This is a genomic window from Isoptericola sp. NPDC056578, assembly GCF_042793275.1.
Lineage (GTDB): Bacteria > Actinomycetota > Actinomycetes > Actinomycetales > Cellulomonadaceae > Isoptericola.
The window spans coordinates 1-15,412 of the sequence record NZ_JBHTVC010000024.1; the positions used below are offsets into that span (position 1 = coordinate 1).

Genomic DNA, 15,412 nt, shown 5'->3' on the forward strand with positions numbered 1-15,412 from the left:
GCTTCTCGCCGAGGGGCACGGGCCGTCGTCGTCGGGCCGTCGGAGGTCAGACGTCGGAGTGGCTGCCGACCTGGTGCACGAGGATCGAGTTCGTCGTGCCGGGCACGCCCACCGGAGCGCCCGAGACGATCACGACGCGGTCGCCGGGCTCGGCGAGCCCGTTGGCACGCAGCGTGGAGTCGACCTGGCCGACCATCGCGTCGACGCTCTCGACCTTCGGCACCTGGTAGGTGGTGGTGCCCCAGGTGAGCGCGAGCACGTTGCGCACGCTCTCCTCCGGCGTGAACGCCAGCAGCGGGATGCCCGACCGCAGGCGCGACATGCGCTTGGCCGAGTCGCCCGACTGGGTGAACGTCACGAGGTACTTCACGCCGAGCGTCTCGCCGATCTCGGCGGCCGCCCGGGTGATGACGCCGCCGCGGGTGTGCGGCGAGGAGCCCAGCGGCGCGATCCGCTCGCGGCCCATCTCCTCCGTGGCCTCGATGATCCGGGCCATCGTCTGGACCGTGATGATCGGGTAGTCGCCCACGCTGGTCTCACCGGACAGCATGACCGCGTCCGCGCCGTCGAGCACCGCGTTGGCGCAGTCGGAGGCCTCGGCACGCGTCGGCGTCGGGCTGGTGGTCATGGACTCCAGCACCTGCGTGGCGACGATGACGGGCTTCGCGTTGCGGCGGGCCAGCTCCACGATGCGCTTCTGCACCAGCGGCACCTGCTCCAGGGGCATCTCCACGGCGAGGTCTCCGCGCGCCACCATGAAGCCGTCGAAGGCCGCGACGACCTCCTCCAGGTTCTCCACCGCCTGCGGCTTCTCGATCTTGGCGACGACGGGGACCGTACGGCCCTCCTCCGCCATGATCGCCGCGACGTCGTCGTAGTCCTTCGCGGACCGCACGAACGACAGCGCGATGATGTCCGCGCCCATGCGCAGCGCCCAGCGCAGGTCGTCGGTGTCCTTCTCCGACAGCGCCGGCACGGAGACCGCGACGCCGGGGAGGTTGATGCCCTTGTTGTTCGAGACCGGGCCGGCGACCTCGACGGTCGTCACGACGCGCGGGCCCTCGACGGCCGTGACGCGCACGCGCACCTTGCCGTCGTCGATGAGGAGCGGGTCGCCGACGCGGGCGTCGCCCGCCAGGCCCTTGTGGGTCGTCGAGACGAGCTCCTTGGTGCCCTCCACGTCCTCGGTGGTGATGGTGAACGTGTCACCCTCGTTGAGGAAGTGCTTCTGGTCGCCCGCGAACCGGCCGAGCCGGATCTTCGGGCCCTGGAGGTCGACGAGGACTGCGACGTTGCGGCCGGACTCCTTCGCCGCCTCTCGGACACCGTGGTAGACGGCCTCGTGCTCCGCCTGCTCCCCGTGGCTCCGGTTGATCCGGGCCACGTCCATGCCCGCGTCGACCAGCTCACGGAGCTTGGTCGGGGACGCCGTCGCGGGTCCGATGGTGCACACGATCTTCGCTCTGCGCATGTCTCCAGCCTCGTCGTCGATCCGCCCCGGCGCGAGCCGGGGCGGCGCCCGGGCGCCCGAACGGCCCCGGGTACTGCTTCGTCGTTGTTCTTCTTATCCTCGCAGCGCGACCGTCCGCGGGCCGACCGGCGCGGGCAGCTCGGAGCTGCCCTGCAGGTAGGCGTCCACGGCGGCCGCCGTCGCGCGGCCCTCGGCGATCGCCCAGACGATCAGCGACTGCCCCCGGCCCGCGTCACCCGTCGCGTAGACGCCGGGCAGGCTGGTGGCGTAGTCGTCGCCGCGCCGCACCAGCCCGCGAGTCGTGAGCTCCGCGCCGGTCTGGGTCACCAGCTCGTCGGTCTCCGGGCCGGTGAACCCCATCGCGATGAGGACCAGGTCCGCCGGGATCTCCCGCTCGGTGCCCGCCTTCGGCACCCGCCGGCCGTCCGGCAGGTACTCGGTCTCGGCGACCTTCAGGGCCCGGACGTTCCCGTCCTCGCCGCCCACGAACTCTACCGTCGAGGCCAGGTAGCTGCGCTCCCCGCCCTCCTCGTGGGACGTCGAGACCTCGAAGACGATCGGGTCCGTCGGCCAGGGCTGGCTCGCCGACCGCTCGAGCGGGGGCTGCTTGCCGATCGCCAGGGTGGTGACGCTGGCGGCGCCCTGCCGCAGCGACGTGCCGAGGCAGTCCGAGCCGGTGTCGCCGCCGCCGATGATCACGACGTGCTTGCCCGCGGCCGACGGCGCGCCGTCGACGGGGTTGCCCGCCGCGGCCTTGTTCGCCGGGGTCAGGAAGTCCATCGCGACGTGCACGCCGCCCAGGTCGCGGCCCGGCACCGTGAGCTCGCGCGGCACGGTGGCGCCCGTGGCCAGGACCACGGCGTCGAACCGGCGACGCAGCGCGTCCCAGGTGATGTCGCGCCCGATGGCGACCCCCGGGCGGAAGCGGGTGCCCTCGGCCTCCATCTGCTCGAGTCGACGGTCGATGTGCGTCTTCTCGAGCTTGAAGTCGGGGATGCCGTAGCGCAGGAGCCCGCCGATGGCGTCGTCCCGCTCGTACACGACGACCGTGTGGCCGGCGCGCGTGAGCTGCTGGGCGGCGGCCAGCCCCGCCGGGCCGGAGCCGACGACGGCCACGGTCGAGCCCGTGAGCCGCTGGGGCACCTGCGGCGTCACCAGGCCACGCGCGAACGCCTCGTCGATGATCGAGACCTCGACGTTCTTGATCGTCACGGCGGGCTGGTTGATCCCCAGCACGCAGCTCGTCTCGCACGGGGCCGGGCAGACGCGCCCGGTGAACTCCGGGAAGTTGTTGGTCGCGTGCAGGCGCTCGATCGCGTCGGCCCACTGGTCGCGCCACACCAGGTCGTTCCACTCCGGGATGAGGTTCCCGAGGGGGCAGCCCTGGTGGCAGAACGGGATGCCGCAGTCCATGCAGCGGCCCGCCTGCTCCTTGAGGAACGGCTGCCCGTCCTCGCGGTGGGCGTGCGTGTCCTTCCAGTCACGCAGCCGCACCTCGACGGGGCGGTTCGGCGGCAGCTCGCGCTCCCGCACCTTCAGGAATCCGCGGGGGTCAGCCACGCGCCACCTCCATGATCTGCTCCCACATCGCCGGGTCGAAGTCGTCGCCCTCGCCCAGCGTCTTCCCTGCGGCCTCGGCGTCGGCCAGCGCGGCGCGCACGCGGGCCCAGCCCGCGGGCAGGACGCGCGAGAAACGGGCCCGTGCGCCGTCGTCCTCGAGGAGCTCGGCCGCCACGGGCGAGCCGGTCTCCGCGAGATGCCGCTCCAGCAGGCCGCGCACACGGTCCCAGTCGGCGTCGTCCAGCGCGCCCACCTCGAGCTCGCCGCTCTTCACCGCCTGGATGTTCATCGCGACGTCGCGCAGGTTGAGCACGTACGCCACGCCGCCCGACATGCCGGCGCCGAAGTTGCGGCCGGTGGGGCCGAGCACCAGCACCGTCCCGCCGGTCATGTACTCGCAGCCGTGGTCGCCCACGCCCTCGGTCACCAGCGTCGCACCGGAGTTGCGCACGGCGAAGCGCTCGCCCACGCGGCCCCGCAGCAGGATCTCGCCCGACGTCGCGCCGTAGCCGATGACGTTGCCCGCCACGACGTTCGCGGCGCCCTCGAGCACCGCCGACCGGTCGGGACGCACGACGATGCGCCCGCCCGACAGGCCCTTGCCGACGTAGTCGTTGGCGTCGCCGTACAGGCGCAGCGTGACGCCGCGCGGCAGGAACGCCCCGAGCGACTGGCCGGCCGAGCCCGTGAGGGTCACGTCGATCGTGTCGTCGGGCAGACCGGCACCGCGGTACCGCTTGGTCACCTCGTGACCGAGCATCGTGCCGACCGTGCGGTTGACGTTGCGCACCGGCACCTCGATCCGCACGGGGAGCGCGTCCTCGAGCGCGGGGCGCGCCTTCTCGATCAGCTGGTTGTCCAGCGCCTTGGCCAGGCCGTGGTCCTGCGTGGCCACCTGGTGCAGCGTGGTGCCCGGCACCGCCTCGGGCGCGGCGAGCACCGGCGCGAGGTCCAGGCCCTGCGCCTTCCAGTGGTCGACGGCCTTGCGCGTGTCGAGGGCCTCGACGTGCCCGACGGCCTCCTCGATCGACCGGAAGCCGAGCGAGGCGAGGTGCTCGCGCACCTCCTGCGCGATGAACTCGAAGAAGTTCACGACGAACTCCGGCTTGCCCGTGAACCGCTTGCGCAGCTCCGGGTTCTGCGTCGCCACGCCGACCGGGCACGTGTCCAGGTGGCAGACCCGCATCATGACGCAGCCCGAGACGACCATCGGCGCGGTCGCGAAGCCGAACTCCTCGGCCCCGAGCAGCGCCGCCACGACGACGTCGCGGCCGGTCTTCATCTGTCCGTCGACCTGCACGACGATGCGGTCGCGCAGGTTGTTGAGCACGAGCGTCTGCTGGGTCTCGGCCAGGCCGATCTCCCACGGCGTGCCCGCATGCTTGAGCGACGTCAGCGGGCTCGCGCCCGTGCCCCCGTCGTGACCGGAGATGAGCACGACGTCCGCGTGCGCCTTGGACACGCCCGTCGCCACGGTGCCCACGCCGAACTCGGAGACGAGCTTGACGTGCACGCGCGCGGCCGGGTTGGCGTTCTTGGCGTCGTGGATGAGCTGCGCCAGGTCCTCGATCGAGTAGATGTCGTGGTGCGGCGGCGGCGAGATGAGCCCCACGCCGGGCGTCGAGTGCCGGGTCTTGGCGACCCACGGGTACACCTTGGGCCCGGGCAGCTGACCGCCCTCGCCGGGCTTGGCGCCCTGGGCGAGCTTGATCTGGATGTCGTCGGCGTTGGTCAGGTACTCGCTCGTCACGCCGAACCGGCCCGACGCGATCTGCTTGACCCGCGAGCGGCGCTCCGGGTCGTACAGGCGCTCCGGGTCCTCGCCGCCCTCACCGGTGTTGGACCGGCCGCCGAGCCGGTTCATGGCGATCGCGAGGGTCTCGTGCGCCTCCGCGGAGATCGACCCGTACGACATCGCGCCGGTGTTGAACCGCTTGACGATCTCCTCGACCGACTCGACCTCGTCGATCGGCACCGGCTCGCGGTCCGGGGTGAAGCGCAGCAGGCCGCGCAGCGTCATGAGGCGACGGGACTGCTCGTCCACGCGCCGCGTGTACTGGCGGAAGATGTCCATCCGCCCGGTGCGGGTGGCGTGCTGGAGGCGGAAGACCGTCTCGGGGTCGAAGAGGTGCTCCTCCCCGTCCCGGCGCCACTGGTACTCGCCGCCGCTGGTCAGCCGCTGGTGCGCCGCGTGGTTGCCCGACGCCGGGTACGCCTCCGCGTGCCGCGCCGCGACCTCGGCCGCGATGACGTCCAGGCCGATGCCGGCCAGACGGCTCGTCGTGCCGGTGAAGTAGTCCTCGACGAGCTCGTGGGAGAGCCCGACGGCCTCGAAGATCTGGGCGCCGCGGTACGACATGATCGTCGAGATGCCCATCTTGCTCATCACCTTGAGCACGCCCTTGCCGAGCGCGGTGATGAGGTTGGCGACCGCCTTCTCCGGCGTGACGGCGAGGTAGCCGCGCAGCGCGAGGTCCTCGACCGTCTCCATGGCGAGGTACGGGTTCACCGCGGCGGCGCCGTACCCGATCAGGAGCGCGACGTGGTGCACCTCCCGCACGTCGCCCGCCTCCACGACGAGCGAGATCCGGGTGCGGGTGCCCTGCCGCAGCAGGTGGTGGTGCACGGCGCTGGTCAGCAGCAGCGACGGGATCGGCGCGAGCTCCGAGTCGGAGTCGCGGTCGGACAGGACGACGTGCGTCACCCCGGCCGCGATGTCCGCGTCCACCTGGGCGAAGATCTCCTCGAGGCGGGCCTGCAGCGCCTTGCCGCCGCCGGACACCTCGTAGAGGCCGCGCACGATGCCGGCGCGGAACTCGCCCTCCAGCCGCGGGTCCCGGTCGATGCGCACGATCTTGGCGAGCTCGTCGTTGTCGAGCACCGGGAACGGCAGGTCGAGCTTGCGGGCGTGGCTCGCGACCTCCTCGAGGAGGTTCGGCTCGGGGCCGATCGTGCTGTCGATCGCCGTGACGAGCTGCTCGCGGATGGAGTCCAGCGGCGGGTTCGTCACCTGGGCGAACATCTGCGTGAAGTAGTCGAACAGCAGCCGCGGCCGGCTCGACAGCACGGCGATCGGCGTGTCCGAGCCCATGGCCCCGAGCGCCTCCGCGGCGGTGTCGGCCATCGGCGTGAGGAGGATCTTCAGCTCCTCGGTGGTGTACCCGAACGCGCGCTGCCGCCGCTGGACGGACGCGGGCGAGTGCGCGACGTGCTCGCGCTCCGGCAGCGAGTCCAGCGTGATCGTGTTGCCGGCGATCCACTCGCCGTACGGCCGCTGGGCGGCGAGCTGCGACTTGAGCTCGTCGTCCTCCACGATCCGGCCCTGCTCCGTGTCGACGAGGAACATGCGCCCCGGCTCGAGGCGCCCCTTGCGCACGATCGTCGCGGGGTCGAGGTCCAGGACGCCGGCCTCCGACGCGAGCACGACGAGGCCGTCCTCCGTGACCCAGTAGCGGCCCGGACGCAGGCCGTTGCGGTCGAGGACGGCGCCGATGAGGGTGCCGTCGGTGAACGTGAGGCAGGCGGGCCCGTCCCACGGCTCCATGAGGTTCGCGTGGTACTGGTAGAACGCGCGCCGGGCCGGGTCCATCTCGGCGTGGTTCTCCCACGCCTCCGGGACCATCATCAGCACGGCGTGCGGCAGCGAGCGGCCGGACAGGTGCAGCAGCTCCAGCACCTCGTCGAAGCTGGCCGAGTCGCTCGACCCCTCGGTGCACACGGGCAGCAGCGGCGCCAGGTCGCCGAGCACCTCGCTGGCCATGGTGCTCTCGCGGGCGGCCATCCAGTTGCGGTTGCCCCGCACGGTGTTGATCTCGCCGTTGTGCGCCACGAGCCGGAACGGCTGCGCCAGCGGCCACGACGGGAACGTGTTCGTGGAGAACCGGGAGTGGACCAGCGCGATCTCCGACGCGTAGCGCGGGTCGCTCAGGTCGGGGAAGAACGGCTCGAGCTGCGCCGTCGTGAGCATGCCCTTGTACGTGAGGGTGCGGCTCGACAGCGAGGCGAGGAACAGGTCGAGCTCGTTCTGCGCGCGCTTGCGCAGGCGGTAGGTGCGCCGGTCGAGCTCGAGCCCCGACAGCTCGCGCGACGGGTCCGCCACGACGACCTGCCGGAACAGGGGCATCGAGGCGCGCGCCGTCGGGCCGACCAGGTCGGCCGTGACCGGCACGTCGCGCCAGGCGAGGACGTCGAGCTTCTCCTCCGCCGCGATCGCCTCGAACCGGCGGGCGGCCGCGTCGGCCTCCGCGACGGCCTGAGGCAGGAACGCCATGCCGATCGCGTAGTGGCCGGCGGGCGGGAGCTCGGCGGCGACGACGTCACGGACGAAGGCGTCCGGGATCTGCGTGAGGATCCCGGCCCCGTCCCCGCTGTTCTCCTCCGCACCGACCGCTCCGCGGTGGTCGAGGTTCAACAGTGCGGTCAGGCCCGCGTCCACGATGTCGCGGCCGGGCGTCCCGCGCAGGGTCGCGACGAACGCGACACCGCACGCGTCGTGCTCGGACGCGGGGTCGTAGAGGCCCTGGGCCGAGGGCCGCGCGACCCGATGCTGCGGCGTGGTCATCAACACCGTCCTCCTGCACGCCCGCACGCGGGCGCGTCATGCTCAAAGGTGGTCGGGACATCGTCGGCCCGTCGGAAACATAGGCGGCCCCGCCCGGGTGGTGCCCCGGTCGGAGTCGCCTCAGGCGCGGTCGGTCGGTCCCTGGTCGGGACCGGGTCCTTGCGCGTCCGCACGGTGCGGTCCGCCGCCGCTGTCGCGGCCGTCGTCCCGGCCGGAGGCGCCTGCGGCGGCCCCGGCGTGCGCGGTGCTCATGGTGTCAAGCTCAGTGTCGGGCTCAGTGTCGGGCTCAGTGTCGGGCTCGGGGTCGTGCCCCGTGTCCTGCCCGGTGTCCTGCTCGGCGTCGACCCGGTCGTCCCGGGACCGACGGTCCTCCTCCTGCCGGTCGCGGCTGCGGCCGGGCAGCTCCACCCCGTCCTCACGCCCCGGGTAGCGCCTGCCGATGACGACGAAGGCGACGAGGGCACCGAGGCCCACGACGATCGACGTCCACACGTTCAGACGCAGCCCGAGCACGTGCTCGGCGGTGTCGATGCGGAGCATCTCGATCCACACCCTGCCCAGAGTGTAGAGCGCGACGTAGGCCCAGAATACCCGCCCATGACCGAGCCTGTACCGGCGGTCGAGCCAGACGAGAAGTGCGGCCGCCCCGAGGTTCCAGAGCAGCTCGTACAGGAACGTGGGGTGGAACAGGGTCCCCGCCGCGAACGCCGTGCCGGTGTCCGCGTTGAGCCGCTCGATCACGGCCGGGGAGACCTCGAGCCCCCAGGGCAGCGTCGTGGGGGCGCCGAACAGCTCCTGGTTGAACCAGTTGCCCAGGCGTCCGATCGCCTGCGCGACGAGGAGCCCGGGTGCGAGCGCGTCCGCGAACGAGCTCAGCCGCACGCCCTTGCGGCGGCAGCCGATCCAGGCGCCGACGGCGCCGAGCGCCACCGCGCCCCAGATCCCGAGGCCGCCCTCCCAGACGTACAGGGCGCGCACGGGGTCCCCGCCCTCGCCCCAGTACGGCTCGGGCGTGCTGATCACGTGGTAGAGCCGGCCACCGACGATGCCGAACGGGACGGCCCAGAACGCGATGTCGAGGACGTCGTCCGCGTCCCCGCCCCGGGCGACCCAGCGCTTGGTGGTGATCCAGATCGCGACCGCGATACCGGCCAGGATGGCCAGCGCGTAGGCGCGGAGCGGCACCGGGCCGAGGTACCACGTGTGCTGCGACGGGCTCGGGATCGCCGCCTGCACCGACGCCGCGGACGCCAGCAGGGTCGCGCTCACGCGCCCTCCCCCGGCCCCCCGCGGGCACGGCGCACGCCGTCGGCGAGGTCCGTCACGGTCGCCCGCAGCGTGTCGAGCCGGTCGGACCACGGACGGTCGGCGAGCAGCGGGCGCACGAGCGCCGAGCCGACGATGACGCCGTCGGCGAACCGGCCCACCTCGGCGGCCTGGTCGCCGGACGAGACGCCGAGCCCGACGCACACGTGGTCGGCGCCCGCCGCCCGGGTGTCGGCGACGAGCTGCTCGGCCCGGTCGCCCACCTGGTCGCGGGTGCCGGTCACGCCCATCGTCGACGCCGCGTAGACGAAGCCCCGCGACGCGCGGGCGGTCAGCGCCAGGCGCTCGGGCGTCGAGCTCGGCGCGACGAGGAACACGCGGTCGAGGCCGTGCTCCTGCGACGCCGCGATCCAGTCCGCGCCTTCGTCGGGGATGAGGTCGGGGGTGATGAGACCGGCGCCCCCGGCGGCCGCGAGGTCGCGCGCGAACGCGTCCACCCCGTAGCGCAGCACCGGGTTCCAGTACGTCATCACGAGGGCCGGCACGCGCCCGCCCGAGTGCTCGGCGACGGCCTCGACGACGCGCAGCACGTCGCGGACCCGGGTGCCGGCGGCGAGCGCGGCCTCCGCGGCGCGCTGGATCACCGGTCCGTCCATCACCGGGTCGGTGTACGGCACGCCGATCTCGACGACGTCGGCGCCCGCGTCCACGGTCGCCAGGACGGCCTCGATCGAGCGCTCGACGTCCGGGAACCCGACGGGCAGGTAGGCGACGAGTGCGCCGCGGCCCTCGTCGCGCAGGGCGTCGAGGCGCGCGCCGGTGGTCGACGTCGCCGCCGGAGTGGTGTCGGTCGTGGTCACTGGTCCCCCTCCGCCGTGTCGTCCGTCCGGTCCTCGTCGAGCAGCCCGAACCACCGCGCCGCGGTGGCCACGTCCTTGTCCCCGCGACCCGACAGGTTCACCAGGATCACCTGGCCGGGACGACCGGCCTCGGCCGCCTCGCGACCCAGCCGTACGGCTCCGGCGAGCGCGTGCGCGGACTCGATCGCCGGGATGATCCCCTCGGTGCGGCACAGGAGCCGGAAGGCCTCCATGGCCTCGTCGTCCGTCACGGGCTTGTACGTGGCGCGCCCCAGGTCGTGCAGCCACGAGTGCGCGGGCCCGACGCTCGGGTAGTCCAGCCCGGCCGAGACCGAGTGGCTCGGCAGCGTCTGGCCGTCGTCGTCCTGCAGCAGGTAGGAGCGGGCGCCGTGCAGCACGCCCGGGGCCCCGCCGGAGAAGCGGGCCGCGTGCCGGCCGGACTCGATGCCCTCGCCCCCGGCCTCGAAGCCGTGCAGCGACACCCCCTCGTCGTCGAGGAAGGCGTTGAAGATGCCGAGCGCGTTCGACCCGCCGCCCACGCACGCCGCGACGGCGTCCGGCAGCCGGCCGATGCGCTCGAGGATCTGCTCGCGCGCCTCCTCGCCGATGATGCGGTGGAACTCGCGGACCATCTCCGGGAACGGGTGCGGGCCCGTGACCGTGCCGAGCAGGTAGTGCGTGGAGTCGACGTTCGCGACCCAGTCGCGCAGCGCCTCGTTGATCGCGTCCTTGAGGGTACGCGAGCCGATCTTCACGGGCACGACCTCGGCGCCCAGCAGCCGCATCCGGGCGACGTTCAGCGCCTGACGCTGCGTGTCCTCCTCGCCCATGTAGACGACGCACTCGAGGTCGAGCAGGGCGGCCGCGGTCGCGGTGGCCACGCCGTGCTGCCCGGCCCCGGTCTCGGCGATCACCCGCGTCTTGCCCATGCGCTTGACCAGCAGGGCCTGGCCGAGGACGTTGTTGATCTTGTGGGACCCCGTGTGGTTGAGGTCCTCGCGCTTGAGGAACACCCGGTGACCGGCCTCGGCGCCCCCGCAGTGCTCCGCGAAGCGCGGCACCTCGGTGAGCGGCGAGGGACGCCCGGTGTACTCCCGGTGCAGGCGTGCCAGCTCGTCCGTGAACGCCGGGTCGCCGAGCGCCTTGCGGTACTCGGTCTCCAGCTCGTCGAGCGCGGCGATGAGGGCCTCGGGCACGAAGCGGCCGCCGAACTGGCCGAAGTAGGGGCCTTCGACGTCCGCGAGCCGCCCGAGCACCTGGTGCGCCAGGGTCTCGGTCAGGGCCTCCCGTACGGGCTGGTCGGGCACGGGTCCTCCGTCTCTCGTCGGCACCGCTCGGCGCTCTGCACGAGGGGTCGTCAGAGGGTACCGGTCGCCCGGGCCTCCGCCGCCCGCCGTCCAGGACGCGTCGGGATGGTGTGCCGTGTGTGGTGTTGTGCCGTGGTCGTGCGACGTGCTGCGGTGGTTACGGCTGGGCCGCCGGGCGGACCGACCACAGCGCGGGGTGCTGCCCGGCCGCGACCAGGTCGGCCACCGACCGGCGCGGGGCGCCGTCGGTCACGAGCGCCTCGCCGACCAGCACGGCGTGCGCGCCGGACCGGGCGTAGTCGAGGACGTCGTGCGGGCCGCGGACGCCGGACTCGGCGACGCGGACGACGTCGTCGGGGATGAGCGGGGCGAGGCGCGCGAAGGTCGTGCGGTCCACCTCGAGCGTCTTGAGGTCGCGGGCGTTCACGCCCACCACGCGCGCCCCGGCGTCGAGGGCGCGACGCACCTCGTCGTCGGTGTGGGCCTCGACCAGCGCCGTCATGCCGAGCGAGTGCACCCGCTCGATCAGGGACGTCAGCACGGTCTGCTCCAGGGCCGCGACGATGAGCAGCACGAGGTCCGCCCCGTGGGCCCGCGCCTCCCACACCTGGTACGGCGTGACGACGAAGTCCTTGCGCAGCACGGGCACGTCCACGCGGGCGCGGACGGCGTCCAGGTCGGCGAGCGAGCCGCCGAACCGTCGCTGCTCCGTGAGCACGGAGATCGCGCTGGCCCCGCCGCTGGCGTACTCCTCGGCCAGCGCCGCGGGGTCGGAGATCGACGCCAGGTTGCCCTTGCTGGGGCTGGATCGCTTCACCTCCGCGATCACGGCGACGCGATCCTCCGAGAGCAGCCGGCCGCAGCACTCGAGCGCGCCCGGCACGCGCGCCGCGCGCTCCTTGAGCTCGTCGAGCGACGTCCGCGCCTGGCGTACCGCGAGGTCCTCACGGACCCCCGCGACGATGTCCTCCAGGACCGTCATGGTCTGCCTCCCCGTCCCCTGACGCCGCACCGACGTCTGCCTGCCATCGTAGGCCCGTCCGCGGGACGGCCCGGACACGTCTCCGAGCGTGAGACGACGACGGCGCGCCCCCCGTGGGTCGGGGGCGCGCCGTCCTCGTGCCGGCGGGCGGTCGGAGCCGCCGCCGGGAGGAAGCTCAGTGGCCGGAAGGAGCCCGGCGCGGCGTCACGCCGTCCTTCGGCTGTCCGAGGCCCATGTTGCGCAGCACGAGGCCGAGCACGAGCGAGGCGGCCACGATCACGGCACCGACCCAGACCACCGCGTCCGGGACCGGGGGCAGCATCCCGACGGCGCCGACGGCCACGCCCAGCATGATGCCGATCATCGCCGTCCACGCGGCGGTCGTGTGGCCGTGGTTGGTCGGCGGGACGGCCGGGGGCAGGTAGGCGACCTCGGCGTTGCGGTTCTCGGTCATGGGAATGTGATGCCCTTTCGTGACGTGGTGCGCGGTCCAGCCTAGCGGTCCGCGGACGGGTCGGTTCCCCGGGAGAGCGCGTCCCAGGCGTCGTGGGGGTCGTGCTGACCAGGCGCGTCGGGGTCGTCCCCCGACGGCGTCGCCTCGGCGCTCGGGGCGCTGCCGCCCGCGCCGGGTGCGGCATCGGCGCGCTCGTGCCGCCCGGAGGTGGCTCCCCAGGCGGGCGCGCCCGCCGCCGCGAGCGCGGCGACGAGCACCGCCGCCACGCCGAGCACCGCGGTCAGCCAGGGCCACACGGCGACGGAGACGGGCGACGTGAGGTCCGTCACGCCGGCGGTCGCCGACGCGCCCGACGTCGCGGCGGGCAGCGGGTCGAGCAGCACGGCCGCCGCCGAGGCGGTGGCCAGGGCGCCCGCGAGCGCGACGACGACCAGCGCGACCCAGCGCGCCACGCGGCCCGCGATGGCGAGGGCGACGCCGCCCGCCACCACCACGAGCGCGGCGGCGCCCACGGCGGGCGCCGCCGTCGTGCCCGTGACCGCGACGTCGACCGTCGGCTCGAGGGCCGTCGACACCGTCGTGCTCACCCAGGTCGGCGACGCCGTCGCGAGGGTGAGCCCGCCGACCGCCACCACCGACCACACCGCCCGCGACCGCGCGCGCAGCGGCCCGCGGCCCAGCGGGCGACCGCCGTCGCCCTCGTGCGCGCCGTCGTGGATGCCGTCGTGCGCGGCCCGTGCCCTGTCGTCGTCCATGTCCGCCTGCCCGTCCGTCGTGCTGGTCCGTGCCACGCTCAGAGCGCCCGGAACCGCGCGGCCAGCTGCACCGCGCGCACCGCCGCGGCCGCCTTGTTGCGCGACTCCTCGTACTCGAGAGCCGGCACCGAGTCGGCGACGATGCCGCCGCCGGCCTGCACCCACGCCTTGCCGTCGCGGATGCACGCGGTGCGGATCGCGATGGCCATGTCCATGTTGCCGCCGAAGTCGAAGTAGCCCACGGTGCCGCCGTAGATCCCGCGGGACGCGGGCTCCAGCTCGTCGATCAGGGCGATGGCACGCGGCTTGGGAGCCCCCGAGAGGGTGCCGGCGGGGAACGTCGCGCGCAGGGTGTCGAGCGCCGTCGCGCCCTGTCGCAGGCGGCCCACCACGGTGGAGCACAGGTGCATGATGTGGCTGAACCGGCGGGTGGCCATGAACTCGACCACCTCGACCGACGTCGGCTCGCAGACCTTGACGAGGTCGTTGCGCGACAGGTCGACGAGCATGAGGTGCTCGGCGCGCTCCTTGGGGTCGGCGAGGAGCTCCTCGCCGAACGCCACGTCCTCCTCGACGGTCGCGCCGCGCGGACGCGAGCCGGCGATCGGGTACGTCGTGACGTGCCCGTCCGTCACCTTCACCAGGGTCTCGGGGCTGGAGCCGACGACGGAGAGGTCGCGCCCGTCGGGGCCGGTGAGCCGGAAGTAGTACATGTACGGGCTCGGGTTGATGGTGCGCAGCGCGCGGTACACGTCCAGCGGCGCGGCCGGGCAGTCCAGGCCGAGGCGCTGCGACAGCACCACCTGGAACACCTCGCCGTCGCGGATCGCCTCCTGCCCGGTGCGCACGGCGGCCTCGAACTCCTCGCGCGTGGAGCGGAACTCCAGGGCGGGCTCGGTCACCTCGTCCGGCCCGCGCAGCACCGTCGGCTGCGGCGGGGCCGGCGTGGCCAGCCGCGCCTGCATCGCGTCGAGACGGGCGACGGCGTCGGCGTGCGCCTCGTCGACCCGCTCGTCGGTGCCGTCGCCGTTGATGGCGTTGGCGATGAGCCAGGCGCTGCCCGTGTGGTGGTCGACCGCCACGAGGTCCGTGGCGAGGCTCAGCGCCACCTCCGGCACGCCGAGCTCGTCGGGGGCGTTCGCGGGCAGCGTGGGCTCCCAGTGGCGCACCACGTCCCAGCCGAGCGCGCCGGTCAGCCCGCCCGTCAGCGGGGGCAGTCCCTCGATCGGCGGCGTGCGCAGCGCCTCCAGCGCCGCGCCGAGCACCTCGACGACGTCGCCCTCGAGCGGGATGCCCGCCGGGACGTCGCCGTGCCACACGGCGCGCCCGTCGGACGCCGTGAGGGTGGCGCGCGAGTCGACGCCCACGAACGACCAGCGCGACCAGCCGCCGGACGACTCCGCCGACTCGAGCACGAAGGTGCCCGGGCGGTCCTGGGCGAGCGTCCGGTACAGGCCGACCGGCGTGACGTCGTCCGCCAGCACGCGCCGGACCACGGGGATCACCCGGCGGTCGGCGGCCAGCTCGCGGAACGTCCCGAGACCCGGCCACGTCGCGCCCCACGCCAGGTCCTGCTCCGACGGGCCCGCCACGGGGGCGGTGCGCGGGGCGGGGTGGGGCTGCGCGACGGTGGGCGTGGTCACCGGTCCTCCTGAGGATCGTCGGGCTGTACGTGGGTGGTCGGGCTTGGGCGGTGCGGCGCGTGGTGCGCCGCCGGTGGCGAGGGCGCGGTCAGGCGGCGGGCGCGTCGGGGCCGACGACGGCCCCCAGGTCGCCGCCCGCCTCGAAGCAGGTGCGCGAGCCGGTGTGGCACGCGGCGCCCACCTGGTGGACGCGCACGAGCAGGGCGTCGCCGTCGCAGTCCAGCGCGACGGACCGGACGAGCTGGACATGCCCGGACGTGTCGCCCTTGCGCCAGTACTCCTCGCGCGACCGGCTCCAGAACGTCACGCGGCCCTCGGTGAGGGTGCGGCGCAGGGCCTCGTCGTCCATCCAGCCGAGCATGAGCACCTCGCCGGTGTCGTGCTGCTGCACGACCGCGGCGACGAGGCCGTGCTCGTCCCGCTTGAGCCGGTCGGCGATCGCGGGGTCGAGCGCGGGGTCGAGAGCAGCCCCGGGCAGGGAGGCGTCGGTCAGATCGGGCACCTGTGCATCTTCCCACGGCGCGGCGGGGCGCGGGGCGCACCGTCCGCCCCG

The 15,412-nt window shown here is 73.8% G+C and carries 11 protein-coding genes; all 11 read right to left on the reverse strand.

Annotated elements, in window-relative coordinates; genetic code table 11:
- Positions 1-46: 46 nt before the first annotated feature.
- The 11 genes from pyk to hisI all read right to left on the reverse strand — a co-directional run bounded on the left by pyk (position 47) and on the right by hisI (position 15,352).
- Positions 47-1,471, reverse strand: coding sequence for a pyruvate kinase (gene pyk, locus ACFQ80_RS11340; protein ID WP_430551862.1), 1,425 nt, complete (start codon positions 1,469-1,471; stop codon positions 47-49).
- Between the two features lie 93 nt (positions 1,472-1,564).
- Entirely contained in the window at positions 1,565-3,031 is a 1,467-nt protein-coding gene (locus tag ACFQ80_RS11345; protein WP_430551861.1) for a glutamate synthase subunit beta, read from the reverse strand.
- Positions 3,024-7,592 (reverse strand): glutamate synthase large subunit, encoded by a 4,569-nt coding sequence (gene gltB / locus ACFQ80_RS11350; RefSeq protein WP_430551860.1) that lies wholly within the window; start codon positions 7,590-7,592, stop codon positions 3,024-3,026. The genes ACFQ80_RS11345 and gltB overlap by 8 nt, the downstream gene beginning before the upstream one ends.
- 120 nt (positions 7,593-7,712) lie before the next feature.
- Positions 7,713-8,861 (reverse strand): prolipoprotein diacylglyceryl transferase, encoded by a 1,149-nt coding sequence (gene lgt, locus ACFQ80_RS11355; RefSeq protein WP_430563720.1) that lies wholly within the window; start codon positions 8,859-8,861, stop codon positions 7,713-7,715.
- Positions 8,858-9,718 (reverse strand): tryptophan synthase subunit alpha, encoded by an 861-nt coding sequence (gene trpA / locus ACFQ80_RS11360; RefSeq protein WP_430551858.1) that lies wholly within the window; start codon positions 9,716-9,718, stop codon positions 8,858-8,860. Before trpA ends, lgt begins: the two co-directional genes overlap by 4 nt.
- Positions 9,715-11,025 carry a tryptophan synthase subunit beta gene (gene trpB, locus ACFQ80_RS11365; protein ID WP_430563721.1) on the reverse strand — a complete coding sequence of 437 codons (1,311 nt, stop codon included), beginning with the start codon at positions 11,023-11,025 and terminating at the stop codon, positions 9,715-9,717. Before trpB ends, trpA begins: the two co-directional genes overlap by 4 nt.
- Positions 11,026-11,182: 157 nt before the next feature.
- Positions 11,183-12,007, reverse strand: coding sequence for an indole-3-glycerol phosphate synthase TrpC (gene trpC / locus ACFQ80_RS11370; RefSeq protein WP_430551856.1), 825 nt, complete (start codon positions 12,005-12,007; stop codon positions 11,183-11,185).
- A gap of 175 nt (positions 12,008-12,182) precedes the next feature.
- The gene (locus tag ACFQ80_RS11375; RefSeq protein WP_430551855.1) at positions 12,183-12,461 is read right to left on the reverse strand and encodes an HGxxPAAW family protein; all 279 of its coding nucleotides are present in this window, start codon (positions 12,459-12,461) and stop codon (positions 12,183-12,185) included.
- Positions 12,462-12,502: 41 nt separating this feature from the next.
- Positions 12,503-13,252, reverse strand: coding sequence for a Trp biosynthesis-associated membrane protein (locus ACFQ80_RS11380; protein ID WP_430563722.1), 750 nt, complete (start codon positions 13,250-13,252; stop codon positions 12,503-12,505).
- Between the two features lie 2 nt (positions 13,253-13,254).
- Complete coding sequence (locus ACFQ80_RS11385) at positions 13,255-14,808, reverse strand: anthranilate synthase component I (protein ID WP_430563757.1); 1,554 nt, start codon at positions 14,806-14,808, stop codon at positions 13,255-13,257.
- Positions 14,809-14,947: 139 nt separating this feature from the next.
- Positions 14,948-15,352 carry a phosphoribosyl-AMP cyclohydrolase gene (gene hisI, locus ACFQ80_RS11390; RefSeq protein WP_430551870.1) on the reverse strand — a complete coding sequence of 135 codons (405 nt, stop codon included), beginning with the start codon at positions 15,350-15,352 and terminating at the stop codon, positions 14,948-14,950.
- Positions 15,353-15,412 lie beyond the last annotated feature (60 nt).